The organism is Posidoniimonas polymericola, assembly GCF_007859935.1.
In the GTDB taxonomy this organism is placed as follows: Bacteria; Planctomycetota; Planctomycetia; order Pirellulales; family Lacipirellulaceae; genus Posidoniimonas; species Posidoniimonas polymericola.
On the sequence record NZ_SJPO01000009.1, the window covers coordinates 10,935 to 30,731 of the forward strand.

Consider the following 19,797-nt stretch of genomic DNA (forward strand, 5'->3'; position numbering starts at 1 on the left):
AGCCCCCCGGGCGACGCCCTGGCAGTGGATTTGAGTTAGCCGGCCGTTTCCTCGTCGGGATTGCCGCCATCGGCGTTACTGGCTCCGCCGTCATTGCCGAGCAGGACGTCCAGGCTGGTAGGGGCCGGCTCCGCTGCCGGGGCCGCCGGGGCGGCCTCGCCGCCGACCTGGTCGTTACCCGACTCGAGCAGCGGGAACGAACGGTCCAGCACGCTGGCGGTCTGGGCCGCCAGGGCCTCGAGGGCCTCGGGCCGAATCCGCACTTCCGACTCTTGAATCGAGCTGAATCCGGTGCCGGCCGGGATCAGGTGACCCAGCAGCACGTTCTCCTTCAGGCCGATCAGGTGGTCCGCCTTGCCGGCCAGGGCCGCCTCGGTGAGGACCTTGGTGGTCTCTTGGAACGAGGCCGCCGACAAGAAGCTGTGGCTCTGGACCGACGCCTTGGTGATGCCCAGCAGCTGGGTGGTGGAGGTCGCCTTGCTGGGCTTCTTGCCCTTGGCGATCTCGCCGCCCAGCGACTCGATCTGGGCGTTGGTCTGCTCGAGCACGTCCTTCGGCACGATCGCGTCCTCGGCGTACTCGCTGTCGCCCTTGTCGGAGATCTTCAGACACCGGTCGAGCTGCTCGTTCGCGATGCGGAAGTCGTACTTGTCGACCACGGCGCCGGGCAGCAGGTTGGTGTCGCCGGGCGACTCGATCTTCACCTTGCGGAGCATCTGGCTGACGATGATCTCGATGTGCTTGTCGTTGATCTCGACGCGCTGGCTGCGGTAGACGTTCTGGATCTCGCGGGTCAGGTACTCCTGCACCGCCTCCTCGCCCGACACCCGCAGGATGTCGTGCGGCACCAGCGGCCCGTCGACCAGCGAGTCGCCCGCCTTGACGATGTCGCCCGCGTGCACCCGGAGGTGCTTGTTGTGGGTGACCAGGTGCTCGTGCTCGATGCCGCTCTCGCTGCGGACGATGATCGCCCGCTTGCCGCGCTTCTTCTCTTGGAGGATGTCGACCGTGCCGTCGATCTCGGCGATAACGGCCGGGTCCTTTGGCTTGCGGGCCTCGAAGATCTCCGTGACGCGGGGCAGACCACCGGTGATGTCCTGGGTGCCGGCCGCCTCGCGGGGCGTCTTGGCGATCAGGGCGCCGGGGGTGATGATCTCGCCGGCCTTGACCTCGAGGTGGGCCTTCTCCGGCATGTAGTAGAAGTCCAGGATCTTGCCGTCGGCGGGGTCCTCGACCACGACCTGCGGGTGCAGGTCGCCCTTGTGCTCCATAATGACGAAGCGGGTGTGGCCGGAGGCCTCCTTCTCGCTCCGCATGGTCTCGCCCTCGACGAGGTCCTCGAAGCGGATCTTGCCGCCGGTCTCCGCGAGGATCGGGATGGAGTGCGGGTCCCACTCGCAGAGCACGGCGCCGGCCTTCGCGACGTCGTTCTCGTTGAGCATGACCTTGGCGCCCATCGGCACCTCGTACTTCTCGATCTCGCGGCCCTTCTCGTCGACCAGCGAGATCTCGCCGCTGCGCCCCAGGGCGATGACCTCGCCCTCGGTGTTCTTCACGGCGTTGAGCTTGGCGTACTTGACGATGCCGCCCTTGCGCGCCTTGGTGTCGGAGGTCTCGACGCCGCCCTGGGCCACGCCGCCGATGTGGAAGGTCCGCATCGTGAGCTGCGTGCCCGGCTCGCCGATCGATTGGGCGGCGATGATGCCGACCGCCATGCCCTCTTCGACCATGGCGCCGGTCGACATGTCCTGGCCGTAGCACTTGCGGCAGATGCCGAGCGGCGCGTCGCAGGTCATCGGGCTGCGGACCTGCAGCTTCTCGATGCCGAGCTGCTCGATCTTGCGGGCGACCTCGGCGGTGATCAGGCCGTTCTCCTCCACGATCACCTCGTCGGTGATCGGGTTGACGATGTTCGACCGGCTGACGCGGCCGCGGATGCTGTCGGCCAGGCCGACCTCCACCTTCTCGCCGCGGTAGATGATCCCCTTGGTGATGCTCTGCGTGGTGCGGCAGTCGTCCATCGTGACGACCACGTTCTGCGCCACGTCGGCCAGCTTACGCGTCAGGTAACCGGAGTCGGCCGTCTTGAGCGCGGTGTCGGCCAGACCCTTCCGGGCGCCGTGCGTGCTGGAGAAGTACTCGAGCACCGTCAGGCCTTCGCGGAAGTTGGCCTTGATCGGCGTCTCGATGATCTTGCCGGACGGCTTGGCCATCAGGCCACGCATGCCGCCGAGCTGACGCATCTGCTCCACGCCACCTCGGGCGCCGGAGTGCGCCATCAGGTAGATCGGGTTGACGTACTGGTTGCCGCGGTAGTCGGCCTCCAGGGCCTCCATCATCTCCTGCGTGATCTGCTCACGGGCGTGGGTCCACTCGTCGAGGACCTTTGCGTAACGCTCGCCCTCGGTGATCACACCACGCTGGTAGTGCTTGTTGGTCTGCAGCACCTTCTTCTCGGCCGCCGCCAGGATCTTGAACTTGCTGTCCGGCGTAACGAGGTCGTCCGTGGCGAACGACAGGCCGCTGAGCGTCGAGTGACGGAAGCCGGTCTTGTTCATGTCGTCCAGCAGCTGGATCGTGCGGGACCGCCCGAGGAACTCGTAGCAGTCGCTGATCACCTTGGACAACGCGCCCGATCGCATCGGCTCGTTGTAGTACGGCATGCCGTCGGGCAGCATCTCGTTGAAGAAGACGCGGCCGGCGGTGGTGTCGATCACGCGGCCCGCCTTGGACGGGTCGTCCATCTCCTCACGCAGGCAGCGGCCCGGACGCAGACGCAGCTTGATCTTGGCGTGGGTGTGGACCTTGCCCATCCCGTGCGCCATCTCGACCTCCTGGAAGGACGAGAACATCATGCCGTCGCCGGGGGCGTCGGGCACATTCATGGTGAGGTAGTAGCTCCCCATCACCACGTCCTGCGACGGGCTGATAATCGGGGCGCCGTTGGCCGGGCTGAAGATGTTGTGCGTCGACATCATCAGCGTGTGGGCCTCGACCTGGGCCTCGATCGACAGCGGCAGGTGGACCGCCATCTGGTCGCCGTCAAAGTCAGCGTTGAAGCCCTTGCACACCAGCGGGTGCAGGTTGATGGCGTTGCCCTCGACCAGCGTCGGCTCGAACGCCTGGATGCCCATGCGGTGCAGCGTCGGCGCCCGGTTGAGCAGCACCGGGTGGTTGGTGATCACCTCTTCGAGGATGTCCCAGACCTCTTCGTCCTTGCGCTCGAGCATCTTCTTGGCGGACTTGATCGTGTCCGCGTGCCCCAGCTCCTTGAGCCGGCGGATGATGAACGGCTGGTACAGCTCCAGCGCGATCTTCTTGGGCAGGCCGCACTGGTGCAGGTTCAGTTTCGGGCCGACCACGATCACGCTCCGCGCCGAATAGTCGACACGCTTGCCGAGCAGGTTCTCACGGAACCGGCCCTGCTTGCCCTTGATCATGTCGGTCAGCGACTTCAGCGGGCGGTTGGACGAGCCGAGCACCGGCCGCTTGCAGCGGTTGTTGTCGAACAACGCGTCGACCGACTGCTGCAGCATCCGCTTCTCGTTGCGGATGATCACTTCCGGCGCGTTGAGGTCGACCAGCTTCTTCAGCCGGTTGTTGCGGTTGATGATGCGGCGGTACAGGTCGTTCAGGTCGCTCGTGGCGAAGTTGCCGCTGTCCAGCAGCACCAGCGGACGCAGGTCGGGCGGGATCACCGGGATCACGTCCAGCACCATCCACTCCGGCTTGTTGTCCGAGTCGCGGATCGACTCGACCGTCTTGAGACGGTTGATCAGGTCCTTGGCCTTCTGCTTGCTGCCGGTGTCCCGGAGATCGATGCGCAGGTCCTCGGACAGCTGCACCAGGTCGAGCGCGCCGAGCAGCTTGCGGATGGCGTCCGCGCCCATGTCGGCCTCGAACGTGCCTTCGCCGAACTGCTCGCGGGCCTGGCGGTACTCTTCTTCGCTCAGCATCTGCTGAGGCTTAAGGCCGGTGTCGCCCGGGTTGGTGACCACGTAGTCCTGGAAGTAGATCACCTTTTCCAGGCTGGTGGTCTTCATCGCCAGCAGGCTGCCGAGGCGGCTCGGCATCGCCTTGAAGAACCAGATGTGCACGACCGGCGCGGCCAGCTCGATGTGGCCCATCCGCTTGCGGCGGACGCGGCTGTGCGTGACCTTCACGCCGCAGCGGTCGCAGATCATGCCCTTGTACTTCATCCCGCGGTACTTGCCGCAGGAGCACTCCCAGTCCTTTTCCGGGCCGAAGATCCGCTCGCAAAAGAGGCCGTCTTTTTCCGGGCGGTACGTCCGGTAGTTGATGGTCTCCGGCTTCTTGACCTCGCCGAACGACCAGCTGCGGATGTCGTGCGGGCGCGCCAGGCTGATCTTGACCGACGCGTAGTCGTTGATGCGGTCGTAGTTGGAAGTTTCGAGCAGGCTCATATTAATTCGTGCTCCAAGAGGCGACGTGATTCGAACAGCGGAAGCAAAACAACGGGGGGTGCGTCGGACCTAGATCCGTCGCTTCTCCAGCTGCATGTTCAAACCAAGTCCTCGGATTTCGTTCGTCAACACGTCGAAACTCGCGGGGGTGCCGGCCTCGAGCGTGTTCTCGCCCTTGACCATCGACTCGTAGATCTTCGTGCGCCCCTCGACGTCGTCGCTCTTGACGGTCAAGAGCTCCTGCAGGATATACGCGGCGCCGTACGCCTCCAGGGCCCACACTTCCATCTCGCCGAACCGCTGACCGCCGAACCTCGCTTTGCCGCCCAGCGGCTGCTGCGTGATCAGCGAGTACGGCCCGGTGCTGCGGGCGTGCACCTTGTCGTCCACCAGGTGGTGGAGCTTCAGCATGTAGATGAAGCCCACTGTGGTGTCCTGCTCGAACGGCTCGCCGGAGCGGCCGTCGATCAGCCGCGCCTTGCCGCTGCGGGGCAGGCCGGCCTCCTCCAGGCAGTCGTTGATCTGCTCTTCGGTGGCGCCGTCGAACACCGGCGTGCGGGCCCGGAAGCCGAGCTTCGAGCCGGCCCAGCCGAGGTGCGTCTCGAGGATCTGCCCCACGTTCATGCGGCTCGGCACGCCGAGCGGGTTCAGCATGATCTGCACCGGCGTGCCGTCCGACAGGAACGGCATGTCCTGTTCGGGCATGATCTTCGAGATCACACCCTTGTTGCCGTGGCGGCCGGCCATCTTGTCGCCGACGCTGATCACCCGCTTGGTGGCGATGTAGACCTTCACCATCTGCAGCACGCCGCTGCGGAGCTCGTCGCCCCGCTTCATGCTGTTGAGCCTGCGGTCGCGGGTGTCGATCGCCTCCTCGACGTTCGGCCACAGGGTCTTGTAGGTCTTCTCGACCGCTTTCTGGCGGTCCGGGCTGCGGATGTCGAGGGTCTCTAGACGGAACGAGGCCGCCTTCTCCGCCACGAACGACGCGTCCTGGTCGTGGACCACGGAGTTGCCGTCGTCGTCGGTCAGCTTCTTCTGCAGGGTCTCCTCGATCTCGGTCACCATGGCGGTGAACGCGGCGGCGATCGCCTCGTTGCCCTCCTTCTCGGCCGACTTGAGCTGACGCTCGAAGTCCTTGCGCTCATCTTCCGACAGGCTCATCCGGCGGGAGAACTTCTGCGTGTCGATCACGATGCCCTCGACCCCCGAGGGGACCTCCAGCGAGTCGTTCTTCACGTCCTCGCCGGCGCGGCCGAAGATGGCGTGCAGCAGCTTCTCTTCCGGGGTCAGCTCGGTCTTCGACTTCGGCGAGACCTTGCCCACCAGGATGTCGCCGGGCGAGACGAACGTGCCGATCCGCACGATGCCCGACTCGTCCAGGTTGCGGAGCATCTTCTCGCTGACATTCGGGATGTCGCGGGTGAACTCCTCGCGGCCGAGCTTGGTCTCGCGGATCTCGACGTCGAACTCCTCGATGTGGATCGACGTGTACGTGTCCTTCTTCACCAGCTCCTCGCTGATGATGATGGCGTCCTCGAAGTTGTAGCCCTCGAACGACATGAACGCGACCAGCACGTTGCGGCCCAGGGCCAGCTCGCCCTGGAAGGTCGCGGCGCCGTCGGCGATCACCTGGCCCTTCTCGACCTTGTCGCCCGGCTTCACGATTGGCTTCTGGTTCTGGCAGGTCCGCTCGTTCAGGCCGACAAACTTCCGCAGGTGGTGCACCTCCGGGCCGATCTCGATGCGAGTGGCGTCGACATAGGTCACCGTGCCCTTGTGTCCGGCGCGGACCAGCATGCCGGAGTGCCGCGCGACGTCGACCTCCAGGCCGGTGCCGACAACCGGCGGCTCGGCCACCAGCAGCGGGACCGCCTGACGCTGCATGTTGGATCCCATCAGCGCGCGGTTGGCGTCGTCGTGCTCGAGGAACGGGATCAGACCCGCCGACACGCCAATCATCTGGCTCGGCGCGACGTCGATGTACTCGATCTTGTCGACCGGGACCAGCACGAAGTCGCTGCGGTACCGGGCCACGATCGTGTCGCCGGTGATCTTGCCGTTCTCGACCGGCGAGTCCGCCGACGCGACGTACGCGTCGCTCTCCTGGTCGGCACGCAGCCAGATGACCTCGTCCATCAGCTTGCCGTTCTTGACCACCCGGTACGGCGTGATCAAGAAGCCGTAGTCGTCCACGCTGGCGTACATCGCCAGGCTGGAGATCAGGCCGATGTTCGTGCCTTCCGGCGTCTCGATCGGGCAGATGCGGCCGTAGTGCGAGATGTGCACGTCACGCACCTCGAAGCCGGCGCGCTTGCGGTTAAGACCGCCCGGGCCGAGGGCCGACAGCCGCCGCTCGTGCGTCAGCATCGACAGCGGGTTGGTCTGGTCGACAACCTGCGACAGCTCGCCGCGGCCAAAGAAGTACTCGATCGCCGCCGAGATGCTCTTCGGGTTGACCAGGCTGCGGGGGGTCATGTCCTCCGCGTCCTTTAGGCTCATCCGCTCCTGCACGGTGCGCCGGAGCTTCAGGAAGCCCTTCCGCAGCTCGTCGGCGGCCAGCTCGTCGATCGTCCGCAGACGCCGGTTGCCGAGGTGGTCGATGTCGTCCACGTAGGCCGAGTCGTCGCTGGCCGACAGCTTCAGCATGTAGTCGACCGAGTTGATCAGGTCCTCGGCCCGGAGGATCATCTCCTCCTCGGGAACGTCGAGGTTCAGCTTGCGGTTGATGCGGAAGCGTCCGACGCGGCCCAGCCGGTAGCGGTTGGTGTCGAAGAACTTCTCGTGGAACAGCGTGCGGGCCTTCTCCAGCTGCGGCGGGTTGCCGGGGCGGAGCCGCTGGTAGATGCGGAGCAGGGCCTCCTCATGGCTCGACGTCTGGTCGTCGATGATGGCGTTCATGAGGTGCATCGTCTTCGGCGGGTCCATCACCACGACGCTCTTCACGCCGGAGGTGCAGATCGTCTCGGCGATGTTCTTGGTGATCCGCTGGCCGGTCTCGAGGATGATCTCGCCCGCCCGGTCGCTGCCGACCGGGTAGACGATGTCCTCGACCGCCATCTTGCCCTCGATCTTGGCGGCGCTGCGGCCGTCGACGATCTTCTGCTTGGTGGTGTCGTAGAACGCCTTGATGATGTCCGAGTCGAGGCCGAACTCCGGACCCATCGCCCGCAGCAGCGTCACGACGCTGAACTTGCCGCTCTGGTCGATCCGGACGGTGATCGAGTCCTTCTTGGTGGTGTTGATCTCGATCCAGCTGCCACGCTCCGGGATCACCCGGCAGCTGTAGACCTTGCGGTCGCCGGCCTCGATCTCCGAGACGAAGTCGATGCCGGGGCTGCGGTGCAGCTGACTCACCACGACGCGCTCGGCGCCGTTGATGATGAACTCGCCGCCGCCCATCATGACAGGCAGGTCGCCGAGGTAGACCTCTTCCTCGATCGGCTCGTCGCGGTTCAGGCGAAGCCAGACGCGGAACGGGCGGCCGTAGGTCAGCCGCAGCTGGCGGCACTCGTCCGGCTCGTAGCGCGGCTTGCCCAACTCGTAGCGGACGTAGCTCAAGCTGATGGACTTGTCGTAGCTCTCGATCGGGAAGATCTCGCGCAGCACCGCCTCGAGACCCTCGTCCTTGCGCTTCTGCTGCGAGACGCCCGGCGCGTACTGGAGGAACCGCGCGTAGCTGGCGGTTTGGATCTCCGTCAGGTCCGGAATCTCGTAAGATTCGCGGATGCTGCCGAAGTGACGGATGTCCGGGGTATCGAGACGACGTTGGGCGGTGACAGCCATAGGGGGCGCGCTGCTCCGTTAAGACGTGAGTTGGGCCAAACCAAGCAGAAAGACGTCAGGCGGGACGACGTCGAGCATGGAAACGACGAGCGACGCAACAAGAAACCGCCCCGGCGCCGGCAGGGGAGCCGGAATCGATTGGGGAACGCCCCGGCGGTTGCCAGGGGAGATCGACGCGCAGGGGGAACCAACAGACGAGAGCGCAGCGGGGGGCGCAACTCGTCGCGCGAGGGCAGCTTTCAAGCAGGGATCGCTAGGCATCCAGTAAGACCGTGCGGTAAGAAGCTGGGGCCGGATGACGCCCGCCGGCTAGCGCCGGACAGCCGTCTCCCGGATGAGTGCACAACGACGAGCCTCCAAGCACGCGACTTGCACAACCCCCGAGCGGGCAGAGCCCACTCCTTAGAGTGTCGCACAAAGCACATTCTGTGCCAAGAGGCCGCCGCGGCACAACAGCAACCGCGCGGCTACTTGATAACCGCGGTTGCGCCAGCTTCTTCCAGCTCGGCCTTGATCTTCTCGGCGTCTTCCTTCGAGCAGCCTTCCTTGACCTTGCTCGGAACGCCTTCGACCAGGTCCTTGGCTTCCTTCAGACCCAGGCCGGTGATGCCACGGACGACCTTGATCACGCCGATCTTCTTGTCGCCGAAGCTCTCCATCACGACGTCGAACTCGGTCTGCTCTTCGGCAGCCGCCGCGCCGCCACCGTCGCCGGCGGGGCCTGCCATCATCACCGCGCCGCCACCAGCGGCCGGCTCGATGCCGTGCTCATTCTTCAGGTAATCGCTGAGTTCCTTGGCCTCCTTGAGGGTCAGGCCGACAATCTTGTCGCCCATTTCCTTGGTGGCGTCCGAGTACTCCAACACTGCTGCTTCTTCACTCATGGTCTCTTGCCTTGCCTTTCTGCAGGGTTGGCCCCCTCCCCAGGGGGCCCGTGGTCGTTGGTCGCTGAAAAACTCTCGGCTTGGCAATCGCTGCTAGGGCTGCGCCGAAACCGGATGTGACTTGGTTGCCCGCCAAACTCCGCCTCCGGGGAGACCGAGCGGCCTCTGCAGGCCGAACGCTGCAGGCCTGACACGGGCGAGGCCTGAGCGGTGGTCGCGGGCTACTCTTCGTCGCCCTCGCCCTTCTGCTTAATCTGGCTGCCTAGCGAGGCGCCAGGACCAAGCAGCTGAGCGTTGAGCGTCATGCCCGGGCCGAGGATCTGGCCCATCAGGATGCTGAGCTGCTCGCCACGGCTGGGCCACTTGCTGACCGCCGTGACGTCGTCGGCCGAGAGCTTGGCGCCGTCCATCACGCCGCCGCGCGCCTCGAACTCCTCGAAAGCCTTGTCCTTCTTGACCGCGACGATCTCTTTGGCTAGCGAGACAATATCCTCGCCGCCCCAGGCGACCGCCATCGTGCCCTCGGCGCCCTCGAACGCCGGCGCGAGGGTGGTGCCCTCGCTGGCGCGGCGGGCCAGGCTGTTCTTCACCACCATCAGGCTGATGTTCTTCTCACGCAGCCGGCGGCGGAGCACGACGGCGTCGTTCGCTTCCAGCTTGCTGACATCCACCAGCAGGGCGTCGTTGACGCCGTCCCAACGGCTTTTCAGCTCGTCGGTCATCAGTTGTTTGACGTACTTACTCATAAGAGTGACCGGGGGTCAGGGGTTAGCGGACCGGGCGATGGCCCAGGCCATAACCAAAGATCGGGAAGCTTAAACCGCGACGCGGACGCTGGGGCTCATCGTCGCGCTGAGGTGGACGCCCTTCAAGTAGACGCCCTTCACCGCTGCAGGCTTCATGCTGACGATCTTGTCCACAAACGCCTGAACGTTCTCGCTGAGCTTTTCGGGATCGAAGCTCAGCTTGCCGACCGGGGCGTGAATATTGCCACCCTTGTCGTTGCGGAACTCGACCTTGCCGGCCTTGTACTCCGAGACAGCCGTTCCGACGTCGGGCGTCACCGTGCCGGCGCGGGGCGAGGGCATCAGGCCGCGGGGGCCGAGCACCCGGCCAAGCGGGCCGACCAGCTTCATCATGTCGGGCGCCGCAATACAGACGTCGAAGTCGGTCCAGCCGCCGAGGATCTTCTTGGAGAGGTCCTCGTCGCCCACCTCGTCGGCGCCGGCCGCCTTGGCGGCTTCGGCCTGCGGGCCCTTGGCGAAGACCACCACCCGCTGCTCCTTGCCGATGCCGTGCGGCAGGACAATCGAGCCGCGGACGATCTGGTCCGCCTGCGTGTGGTCGATGCCCAAACGCATCGCGATCTCGACCATCTGGTCGAACTTGGTGCCGTCGTAGCCTTTGAGGGTCTTCACCGCATCAGAAAGCGGGAACGCCTCTTTGCTCTTCTGGTTCGCGGCGAGTGCGCGAAAACGTTTCGACTGCTTTGCCATCTTGCTTCACCCCAAAAAATGCGGGAAGTGTGGTCCAAACCGCGGGGATGCCCATCAGGCTCACCCCGCGTCCCACCTTCACTCGTGTGGCTGCGCGACTCAAACGCGATGCCGTAAACTCCTACACCACCACCACTTGCGACTCTAGGCGTGAGGCACGCACCGCCCAAAAACGCGTGGCAGACTCGTAAGTATGCCCGATTTAACCTTCGACCACTAGCCCCATGCTGCGGGCCGTGCCGGCCACCATCCGCGCGGCGTGCTCGACGTCGCGGGCGTTGAGGTCGTTCATCTTGGTCGTGGCGATCTCTTCAAGCTGGGCCTGCGTGACCTTGCCGACCTTGGTCTTGTTCGGCACGCCCGACCCCTTGGCGACGCCGGCCGCCTTTTTTAGCAGCACGGCGGCCGGGGGGCTCTTGCAGATGAAGTCGAAGGAGCGGTCGTTGTAGACGCTCACCACGACCGGGATCATCATCCCGCCGGCTTCCTTCGTGGCGTCGTTGAACGCCTGAACAAACTGGCCAAGGTTGATGCCGTGTTTACCCAGCGCGGTGCCGACAGGCGGCGCGGGGGTCGCCTGACCGCCAGGGATCTGAAACTTTTCTTGTCCGACTAACTGCTTGGCCATGACTGCTGGATGGTAGGAAGTGGTTGGTGTGGGGTGACAGGAAGAACGCCGCTACAGGTTCTCGACCTGCCAGTACTCGAGTTCCACCGGGGTCGGGCGGCCGAAGATGCTGAGCATCACGGTGACCTTGCCGTGGATGTCGTCGATCTTGCTGACCTCGCCCTCGAAACTCTCGAAGTTGCCGTCCTTGACCTTGACCTTGTCCCCCTCCTGGAACGGGATCGCCAGCTTGGGAGCCTCGTCGGTCTCGTCCTCCTCCGTGTGGAGGATCTTGGCGACGTCCTGCGACGCCATCGGAGTGGGCTTGCCGCCGGATCCGGTGAAGTCGCCGATGCCGGAGGTCTCGCGGATGGCGAACCAGGTGTCGTCGTTGACGTGCATCTGCACGGCGATGTAGCCGGGCCAGATCTTCCGCTCAACAACCTTCTTCTTGCCGGCCTTGAACTCGGTGACCTTCTCGGTCGGCACCATGATCTCGCCAAAGTAGCGGTCCAGCCCCTCGATCGAGACCTTCCGCTGCAACGCGGCCGAAATCGAGCGTTCGCGGTTGCTCTGGACCTTGAGGATGTACCAGTCCATGTCGATGTCCTCGTCCTCCTCCTCGATCAACTCGAGGGGGCCCGAGGGGGCCGCGACCGGCTCCTCTTCGTCGTCCATGGCGGCCTCGGCGGCCGCCAGCTCTGCCTCGTCCTGGGCGCTCAACCCGCTGTCGGCCTCGGCGGTCTCTTCGACCGGGACCTGGGGAGCGCCGTCAGCCGGCGCCGACTCCTGCTCGGCGCCCGCGGCGGGCCCGACATCCTGCAGAGCTTCAGCCTGGGCATCGACGGCCGCCTCCTCCGCCGGGATCGGGGCGGGGGCGTCCTCGTTCGACTTTTCAGAGCCGTCTAGCACGATTCACCAACACAAGACAAATGATTCACGACTGACAAAACTCGCGGGCAACGCCGCCTACTAGCCGCCGATCGACAGCAGCGTGTTCAGCAGGTTGCTCCACACCAGGTCGTACAGGTAGAGCAGGGCTGCCAGCACAAAGATCGTCAAGATCACGACCACCGACGCCCGCCACAACTCGCCCCGCTTCGGCCAGGTGACCTTGTTCATCTCCGCCTCGACGGAGATCAAAAAATCGGCGAACGTCGGTAGCTGCACCAGCCGGAAGGCGGCCCAGGCGCCGAGCGCAAACACGCCCACGGAAACCGGCACCGCCAACGCATTGGCGTTCTCCGAACCGTTGGCCTGCATCCAGGTCATCAACGAGTAGGAGCCGACCGCAATGGCGATCGCGATCGCGTAGAAGGTCACCTGCCGGGCGACCCTCCCTTGCGTCCGCTTGTAAAACCCGATCGAAAACAGTTGGTGTAGGTATGCGGTCACGATCCTGTGAGCCTCGTTGCTGCGGGCCGCCGCCCGCCAAACCGGCGAGCCAACCACTCCGCTCCGTACAGGGCGGGTTCGCCCCTCTTTCGACTACAGCCCTGCGGGCTACTACACCGCTGCCGAGACCCCCGCTGGGACCCCACTGGAGACCCTGCGGGCAAACCCCGCCTCGTGCACAACTCCGACGCTCGGAGGCTGCTAAGCAGGGGCGGTGGGACTCGAACTCACAACCCCCGGTTTTGGAAACCGGTGCTCTGCCAATTGAGCTACGCCCCTGTTGGAAAGCGGCAGGCAAGAGTGGAGAGGGGAACGCCTGCGGCTGCCCCCCCCCTCTCCGCCTGATGCTTTCACACGCTAACTTACTCGACAATCTTGGTCACAACACCCGACCCGACCGTCTTGCCACCCTCGCGGATAGCGAAGCGGACGCCGTCGTCCATCGCGATCGGCTTGGAGAGCTCGACGCTGATCTTGGTGTTGTCGCCGGGCATGCACATCTCGGCGTCGCCCATCAGGGCGGCGGTGCCGGTGACGTCGGTCGTGCGGAAGTAGAACTGCGGGCGGTAGCCGCTGAAGAACGGCGTGTGACGGCCGCCCTCTTCCTTGCTCAGGATGTAGACCTCACCCTCGAACTTGGTGTGCGGGGTGATGCTGCCCGGCTTGGCCAGCACCTGGCCACGCTGGATATCCTCACGCTTGACGCCACGCAGCAGGCAGCCGACGTTCTCGCCGGCCTGGCCCTGGTCCATGGTCTTGTTGAACGCCTCGACGCCGGTGCAGGTGGTCTTGGTGGGGGCCTCGGTCAGGCCGACGATCTCCACTTCCTCACCCACCTTGACGGTGCCGCGCTCGATACGGCCGGTGGCCACGGTGCCACGGCCCTCGATCGAGAACACGTCCTCGATAGCCATCATGAACGGCTTGTCGATTTCGCGGGTCGGCTCGGGGATGTAGCTGTCGATGGCGTCCATCAGCTCGCCGATGCACTTGGCGGCCTCGGGGTCGGCCGGGTTCTCAATCGCGGCCTTCGAGTTGCCGTGGATCACGGGGACCTCGTCGCCGGGGAAGCCGTGGTCGGTCAGCAGCTCGCGGACTTCCAGCTCAACCAGCTCCAGCAGCTCCTCGTCGTCGACGAGGTCGCACTTGTTGAGGTAAACCACGACCTTCGGCACGCCGACCTGACGGGCGAGCAGGATGTGCTCGCGGGTCTGCGGCATCGGGCCGTCCGGAGCGGACACCACCAGGATCGCGCCGTCCATCTGGGCGGCGCCGGTGATCATGTTCTTGATAAAGTCGGCGTGGCCCGGGCAGTCGATGTGGGCGTAGTGACGATTGGCGGTCTCGTACTCAACGTGAGCCGCCGCGATGGTGACCGTCTTGGTCTCGTCACGCACGGTGCCGCCCTTGGCGATATCCGCGTACGACTTGAACTTGGCTAGCCCCTTCTCCGACTGCACGGCGAGAATCGCGCCGGTGGTGGTGGTCTTGCCGTGGTCGATGTGACCGATAGTGCCGACGTTAACGTGCGGCTTAGTACGCTCGAAGGTGTCCTTGGCCATTTTTCTCCCTGCTTAACTTCCGGGAACCGTGTTCTGCAAATCAGAACGGAGTTTGTGTTGCTAGTAAATCGAAACCGAACTTCAAGGAAGAGCTGCTGACGAGACTTGAACTCGTGACCTCGTCCTTACCAAGGACGCGCTCTACCAACTGAGCTACAGCAGCCTGATCGACACCGGGTGAACAACGCCGGCAGGCGGCCACCGGCGGGAACCCCGCCAGACAACCCACCGCCACCTCTCGCCCTCAAAGCGGGTGAAGGGAATCGAACCCTCGTCATCAGCTTGGAAGGCTGTTGCTCTACCATTGAGCTACACCCGCGACGACGAAGCCCAAAAGGGGAACACCGCAGACCGACGACGCCAACCGCCGCACGACCGCAACCGCCTTTCCCTCTTCGCCTCTTCCTCTTAGTGGTGGGTGCAGGATTCGAACCTGCGAAGGCATAGCCAGCAGATTTACAGTCTGCCCCGTTTGACCGCTTCGGTAACCCACCGTCACTTGGGCCGGCGACCGGCGGGCCTCGCTACGCTACACACGGCGCCACACCTAGCAGTGTCCCGCTCTACGCAGCTGTTAACCAGCCCTCACCAACCGCAACCCCCACGGAGCTGCAACCGTCGGGCCAGCGGACCTCGCTCGCAAGAGCTAGCGGAGGGACTTGAACCCACAACCTGCTGATTACAAATCAGCTGCTCTGCCAATTGAGCTACGCTAGCCCGACGCTCGCAAACTCGTGCGAATCGCCTAATATAGCCGTCCTGACCACCGCCGCAAGGGCGGTATTTGGGGTATTTGTCGTCTCCCCCCCATCGCTCACGACAGCAACTTCCCAAGATCAAGGCGGATGTCCAAAGGTTCGCCTTCGATCCGCTCGCCGCATGGCGCCCAAGGCCCCCATTCATCCGCGCTTCCGCGACCAGCAGACACCCCCTTGCAGGCGTCGACCTGAACGACCTGGCGCCCCCACTGAAGGAGGGGAGAGCCGTGCGGGCAAACCAAGCTGGGGCGAGCTGGAGGAATAGGCTGGCTCAGGCCTCGCAAAGTTTTTCGAAACGCCCCACTCGCGGCGATGCCGGCCCACCATCACCGTAAGCCGCTTACTGTAAAGACCTTACGCCCTTAACCGATCCTTCACGCGGCCTTTGCTAGCACTTCACGATATGCCACAACCTGTTGTGTGCTAGCAACTTACGAAATACAAGATTGCGCGTTGACGGGCGATTCGATTGGAGTAAGATCTGGCCCCCAGCGACCCAATGCGTTGTAGGCAAGAGGGCATCGTCTACAATATATTGTGTTCAGTCGCCAGGTAGCCTCCGGTTTTCCGGGGTTTGGATCCGATGGATCCAACATATGGGTGCAGCCGAGCGGATGGAACCACCGATCGATACTGCTGCACAAAGAAGTGTATACCCGTACACTTCCAGGTAGGGATGCCCATTCTTTCTTGACCATGCAGGAGGTAGCCATGGCTACTGCTCACGTTGGCCCCGCGCCGTCGTCCGACCGCCCCTCATCCCAGCACGGCCAGCCGATGGAAAAAACTTTCCACGGGCGGCTGAAAATCGACGCCGAGTTCTGCCCGGCGGAGGTCGACAGCCCGTTCGACACGGTCGAGTGGGACACCCGCACCAGCCAGATCAAGGGCGAGGGCGGCGAAGTCCTGTTCGAGCAGACCAACTGCGAGGTCCCCACCTTCTGGAGCCAGCTGGCGACCAACGTCATCTGCAGCAAGTACTTCTACGGCGAGGTCGGCACCCCCGAACGCGAGTACAGCGTCCGCCAGCTGGTGCACCGCGTCACGCGGACCATTGCCGACTGGGGCCTGGAAGATGGCTACTTCGCTAGCAAGGAGGACGGCGAGCGGTTCTACCGCGACCTGTCTTGGCTTTGCCTGCACCAGCACGGCGCGTTCAACTCGCCGGTGTGGTTCAACGTGGGGCTCTTCCACCAGTACGGCGTGACCGGCGACAAGTGCAACTGGCGGTGGGACCCCCAGGCTCAGGACGTCGTGCAGCCAGAGAACCCGTACGAGTTCCCCCAGGGCTCGGCCTGCTTCATCCAGCACGTCGAGGACAACATGGAGAGCATCATGGACCTCGCGCAGAGCGAGGCCATGCTGTTCAAGTTCGGCAGCGGCACCGGCACCGACCTGTCGACGCTCCGCAGCAAGCGGGAGAAGCTCTCCGGCGGCGGCACGCCGTCGGGCCCGCTCAGCTTCATGCGGGTGTACGACCAGGTCGCCGCGGTGGTGAAGTCGGGCGGCAAGACCCGCCGGGCCGCCAAGATGCAGTCGATCAAGGTCTGGCACCCGGACGTGATGGAGTTCATCGAGTGCAAGTGGCGTGAGGAGCAGAAGGCCCAGACGCTGATCGCCAGCGGCAAGTACGAGTCGAACTTCAACGGCGAGGCCTACAGCTCGGTTATGTTCCAGAACGCCAACCTGAGCGTCCGCCTGACGGACGACTTCATGGCGGCGTTCGAGAAGGACGAGGCCTGGACCACCCGGTTCGTGACCGACAACCGCGTCGATGGCCCAACCTACCAGGCCCGCGAGGTGATGGAACGGATGGCCGAATGTGCGTGGCACTGCGGCGACCCAGGCGTGCAGTACGACACCACGATCAACCGCTGGCACACGTGCCCCAACAGCGGGCGCATCAACGCGTCGAACCCGTGCAGCGAGTACATGTTCCTCGACAACACGGCCTGCAACCTGTCGAGCATCAACCTGATGAAGTACCGCCTGGAGGACGGCACGTTCGACTGCCGCCGCTACCAGGCCGCGTGCCGGCTGTTCTTCATCGCCCAGGAGATCCTGGTCGACCACGCCAGCTACCCAACCCCCGAGATCGCCCGCAACAGCCACCTGTTCCGTCCGCTGGGACTGGGGTACTCGAACCTCGGCTGCCTGCTGATGTCGGGGGGCAAGCCTTACGACTCGGAGATCGGCCGCGGCACCTGCGGCGCCATCACCTCGCTGATGCACGGCATGGCGAACCTGACCAGCGCCGAGCTGGCCGAGGCGGTCGGCACGTTCGACAGCTACCAAGAGAACGCCGAGCCGATGCTCCGCGTGATGCAGATGCACCGCCAGGCGGTCAACCAGATCGATCCCTCGTGCCCCGACTACCTGGTCGAGTCGGCCCGCATGACCTGGGACCGCGTCACGCAGGCGGGCGCCGTGCACGGCTTCCGCAATGCCCAGGCGACCGTGCTCGCCCCGACCGGAACCATCAGCTTCATGATGGACTGCGACACCACCGGCATCGAGCCCGACATCGCGTTGGTTAAGTACAAGCAGCTCGCCGGCGGCGGCATGCTGAAGATCATCAACCGGACGGTTCCCCTGGCGCTCAAGACGCTTGGCTACGACCAGCCGACGATCGACGGCGTCATCGCCCACATCGACGAGTTCGACACCATCGAGGGCGCGCCCGGCCTGAAGGACGAGCACCTGCCGGTCTTCGACTGTGCGTTCACCCCGGCCGGAGGCACCCGCAGCATCGCCTGGCGTGCGCACATCACGATGATGGCCGCCGCCCAGCCGTTCCTCTCTGGCGCCATCAGCAAGACGGTCAACATGCCCCGGGACACCACGCCCGAGGAGATCGCCATGGCCTACCACGACGGCTGGAAGCTCGGCCTGAAGGCGCTGGCCATCTACCGCGACGGCTCGAAGGACAGCCAGCCGCTGAACACCAAGAAGGACAGCGGCAAGGCGAAGGAGGACGAGGCCGCCACCCCGAAGCCCCGCCGCGAGCGGCTGCCCGACACCCGCGACAGCAAGACGCACAAGTTCAGCGTTGCGGGCCACGAGGGCTACATCACGGTTGGCATGTTCGAGGACGGACGGCCGGGCGAGCTGTTCATCACGATGGCCAAAGAGGGCAGCACCATCGGCGGCCTGATGGACGCCTTCGGCACATCGGTTTCGATGAGCCTGCAGTACGGCGTGCCGCTTGAGGACTACGTGCGGAAGTTCAGCCACATGCGGTTCGAGCCGCAGGGGCACACCAAGAACCCGGACATCCGCATCGCCAAGAGCCTGATCGACTACATCTTCCGCTGGCTCGGCATCCAGTTCCTGCCAGGCTACAAGGAGGCCCAGCTGGGACTCTCGCCGGGCGAAAGTGGAGATGGCGGCGGCGGCAAGTCGGGCAACGCCCCAGCGTCCGAGGGCGAGCCCACCGAGATCAAGCCCGGCGCCACGAAGGCCGCTGGGCGCAATGAGGGGCAGGAAGCCACGGCCGGAGCCGGGGGCGGCGGGTCCGCTGCCTCCGGCGCCGCGCCCGCGTCTAGGAGGGACGCGGTCAACGGGCAGGCCAACGGGCAGAAGAACGGCTCGGCGAATGGCGCCTCGACCGGCGTTGGCTACGAGGTGAACACCGCTCTGCTGGAGCGGGCCGGAGCCTCGATGCCCAAGTCCAATAACCGCAACGACCAGTTTGCCACCTTCCAGGTTGACGCGCCGAGCTGCGACAACTGCGGCAACATCACGGTCCGCAACGGCAACTGCTACCTCTGCCACAACTGCGGCAACAGCATGGGCTGCAGCTGATTGGGCAGAGCACGTGCTCTACTGCGTGAACGCACCAGCCGCCGCGGGCAATTGCCCGCGGCGGCTTTCTTATTGCCCCCAGCCCGCCAGCGGTCAACCGCTGCAAGGCCCGCAACCAGAAGCCTGCAATAAGAAGATTGTGTGTATTTCGCCTCGATTCTCCTACCTCGGAGTGCACCTACCCGCTTACGATACCGGGCGGCGCAGCCCGTAGTACGCTCCCCCGATTCGAGGCCGCTTGTCTTGCTGCAAAGATGGCTGCGTTCGCCTTCCAGCGGCCGAACCCTACAACCAGGAGGTTTGCTCTCATGAAATCCTACCTACTGCGGTCGCTCTGCGTGGCTGCAGCGCTGTGCTTCGCCGGCGACGCCGGCGCGGCGGTTCTCATCAATGAAGTGCTGTCCGATCCCCCGACGCCGGTCGAAACGGGAGACTCGAACAACGACGGCACACGCGCGCCGCAAGAAGACGAGTTCGTCGAGCTCATCAACACTGGCGCAGCCGCGGTCGACATCGGCGGCTGGACGCTGGGCGACGACGAGGTGCCGAGCGAGGCGAACGGCGACCCGTTCGTGTTCCCCGTCGGTACGATGATCGGCCCCGGCGAGCTGCTCGTGCTGTGGGGCGGCGGCACGCCGACCGGTTTCAGCTTCCAGTACTTTGTCGACGACGGAACCATCGGCAACGGCCTTGCCAACGGCGGCGACGTGGTCCTCCTGTACGACAACAACGGCGTCCTGGTCGACGAGCTCGACTACCGCAGCACCGGGCTGGGGACGGACGTCTCGATCGCCCGCAATCAGAGCGGCGTCTTCGTCAACCAGGACACGCTGCTCTCGGGCGTGTTGTACACTCCCGGCGCCCCGAACTTCATCCCCGAGCCGGCTGCTGGCCTGCTCTCCCTGCTGGGACTGTCGTCTTGTGGGGTGCTGCTGCGTCGACGCTAACGGTCAACCGCCAAAGAGTATTCTCGGTGCCCCACGGTGGAGAAACATCCACGGTGGGGCACTTTTTTGCGGTCTGTCGCCGCCAACTGGCGACGCGGGCGAACCTCCACCGATGCCTGGTGCTCGCAGATTGT

Annotated in this window: 11 protein-coding genes and 5 tRNA genes; 2 read left to right on the forward strand and 14 right to left on the reverse strand. The window is 64.8% G+C overall.

Going from position 1 to position 19,797, the window contains the following annotated elements; translation table 11 throughout:
* Positions 1-35: 35 nt before the first annotated feature.
* The 14 genes from rpoC to Pla123a_RS17480 all read right to left on the reverse strand — a co-directional run bounded on the left by rpoC (position 36) and on the right by Pla123a_RS17480 (position 14,871).
* Positions 36-4,424 (reverse strand): DNA-directed RNA polymerase subunit beta', encoded by a 4,389-nt coding sequence (gene rpoC, locus Pla123a_RS17415; RefSeq protein WP_146589324.1) that lies wholly within the window; start codon positions 4,422-4,424, stop codon positions 36-38.
* A 69-nt stretch (positions 4,425-4,493) separates the two neighbouring features.
* Positions 4,494-8,210 (reverse strand): DNA-directed RNA polymerase subunit beta, encoded by a 3,717-nt coding sequence (rpoB, locus tag Pla123a_RS17420; protein WP_146589326.1) that lies wholly within the window; start codon positions 8,208-8,210, stop codon positions 4,494-4,496.
* A gap of 467 nt (positions 8,211-8,677) precedes the next feature.
* Positions 8,678-9,094, reverse strand: a complete 417-nt coding sequence (rplL, locus tag Pla123a_RS17425) for a 50S ribosomal protein L7/L12 (protein WP_146589328.1) — start codon at positions 9,092-9,094, stop codon at positions 8,678-8,680.
* Positions 9,095-9,315: 221 nt separating this feature from the next.
* Positions 9,316-9,840, reverse strand: coding sequence for a 50S ribosomal protein L10 (gene rplJ / locus Pla123a_RS17430; RefSeq protein WP_146589329.1), 525 nt, complete (start codon positions 9,838-9,840; stop codon positions 9,316-9,318).
* Positions 9,841-9,909: 69 nt separating this feature from the next.
* On the reverse strand, positions 9,910-10,590 hold the full coding sequence (gene rplA / locus Pla123a_RS17435) for a 50S ribosomal protein L1 (protein ID WP_146589331.1): 681 nt from the start codon (positions 10,588-10,590) through the stop codon (positions 9,910-9,912).
* 202 nt (positions 10,591-10,792) lie between these two features.
* Positions 10,793-11,218: a 50S ribosomal protein L11 gene (gene rplK, locus Pla123a_RS17440; protein ID WP_146589333.1), complete on the reverse strand. Its 426-nt coding sequence runs from the start codon at positions 11,216-11,218 to the stop codon at positions 10,793-10,795.
* Positions 11,219-11,269: 51 nt separating this feature from the next.
* Complete coding sequence (gene nusG / locus Pla123a_RS17445) at positions 11,270-12,109, reverse strand: transcription termination/antitermination protein NusG (protein ID WP_146589335.1); 840 nt, start codon at positions 12,107-12,109, stop codon at positions 11,270-11,272.
* A gap of 60 nt (positions 12,110-12,169) precedes the next feature.
* On the reverse strand, positions 12,170-12,592 hold the full coding sequence (gene secE / locus Pla123a_RS17450; protein ID WP_231956527.1) for a preprotein translocase subunit SecE: 423 nt from the start codon (positions 12,590-12,592) through the stop codon (positions 12,170-12,172).
* A 206-nt stretch (positions 12,593-12,798) separates the two neighbouring features.
* A tRNA-Trp gene (locus Pla123a_RS17455) sits at positions 12,799-12,871 on the reverse strand.
* Between the two features lie 83 nt (positions 12,872-12,954).
* The gene (tuf, locus tag Pla123a_RS17460; RefSeq protein WP_146589337.1) at positions 12,955-14,154 is read right to left on the reverse strand and encodes an elongation factor Tu; all 1,200 of its coding nucleotides are present in this window, start codon (positions 14,152-14,154) and stop codon (positions 12,955-12,957) included.
* Between the two features lie 90 nt (positions 14,155-14,244).
* Positions 14,245-14,317, reverse strand: a tRNA-Thr gene (locus Pla123a_RS17465).
* 85 nt (positions 14,318-14,402) lie between these two features.
* A tRNA-Gly gene (locus Pla123a_RS17470) sits at positions 14,403-14,473 on the reverse strand.
* 93 nt (positions 14,474-14,566) lie between these two features.
* Positions 14,567-14,648: transfer RNA gene (locus tag Pla123a_RS17475), tRNA-Tyr, on the reverse strand.
* 150 nt (positions 14,649-14,798) lie between these two features.
* A tRNA-Thr gene (locus Pla123a_RS17480) sits at positions 14,799-14,871 on the reverse strand.
* Between the two features lie 752 nt (positions 14,872-15,623).
* Here Pla123a_RS17480 and Pla123a_RS17485 point away from each other — a divergent pair.
* Together Pla123a_RS17485 and Pla123a_RS17490 are read left to right on the forward strand one after the other, a co-directional pair.
* Positions 15,624-18,716, forward strand: a complete 3,093-nt coding sequence (locus Pla123a_RS17485) for a vitamin B12-dependent ribonucleotide reductase (protein ID WP_391542698.1) — start codon at positions 15,624-15,626, stop codon at positions 18,714-18,716.
* 308 nt (positions 18,717-19,024) lie between these two features.
* Positions 19,025-19,663, forward strand: coding sequence for a lamin tail domain-containing protein (locus tag Pla123a_RS17490; protein WP_197528071.1), 639 nt, complete (start codon positions 19,025-19,027; stop codon positions 19,661-19,663).
* Positions 19,664-19,797 lie beyond the last annotated feature (134 nt).

Bases quoted from the DNA above. Each gene is read 5' to 3' on its own strand.
- rplA (WP_146589331.1), bottom strand. From the start codon at position 10,590: ATGGCAAAGCAGTCGAAACGTTTTCGCGCACTCGCCGCGAACCAGAAG.
- Pla123a_RS17485 (WP_391542698.1), top strand. From the start codon at position 15,624: ATGGCTACTGCTCACGTTGGCCCCGCGCCGTCGTCCGACCGCCCCTCA.
- rpoC (WP_146589324.1), bottom strand. From the start codon at position 4,424: ATGAGCCTGCTCGAAACTTCCAACTACGACCGCATCAACGACTACGCG.
- tuf (WP_146589337.1), bottom strand. From the start codon at position 14,154: ATGGCCAAGGACACCTTCGAGCGTACTAAGCCGCACGTTAACGTCGGC.
- rplL (WP_146589328.1), bottom strand. From the start codon at position 9,094: ATGAGTGAAGAAGCAGCAGTGTTGGAGTACTCGGACGCCACCAAGGAA.
- rplK (WP_146589333.1), bottom strand. From the start codon at position 11,218: ATGGCCAAGCAGTTAGTCGGACAAGAAAAGTTTCAGATCCCTGGCGGT.
- rplJ (WP_146589329.1), bottom strand. From the start codon at position 9,840: ATGAGTAAGTACGTCAAACAACTGATGACCGACGAGCTGAAAAGCCGT.
- Pla123a_RS17490 (WP_197528071.1), top strand. From the start codon at position 19,025: ATGAAATCCTACCTACTGCGGTCGCTCTGCGTGGCTGCAGCGCTGTGC.
- rpoB (WP_146589326.1), bottom strand. From the start codon at position 8,210: ATGGCTGTCACCGCCCAACGTCGTCTCGATACCCCGGACATCCGTCAC.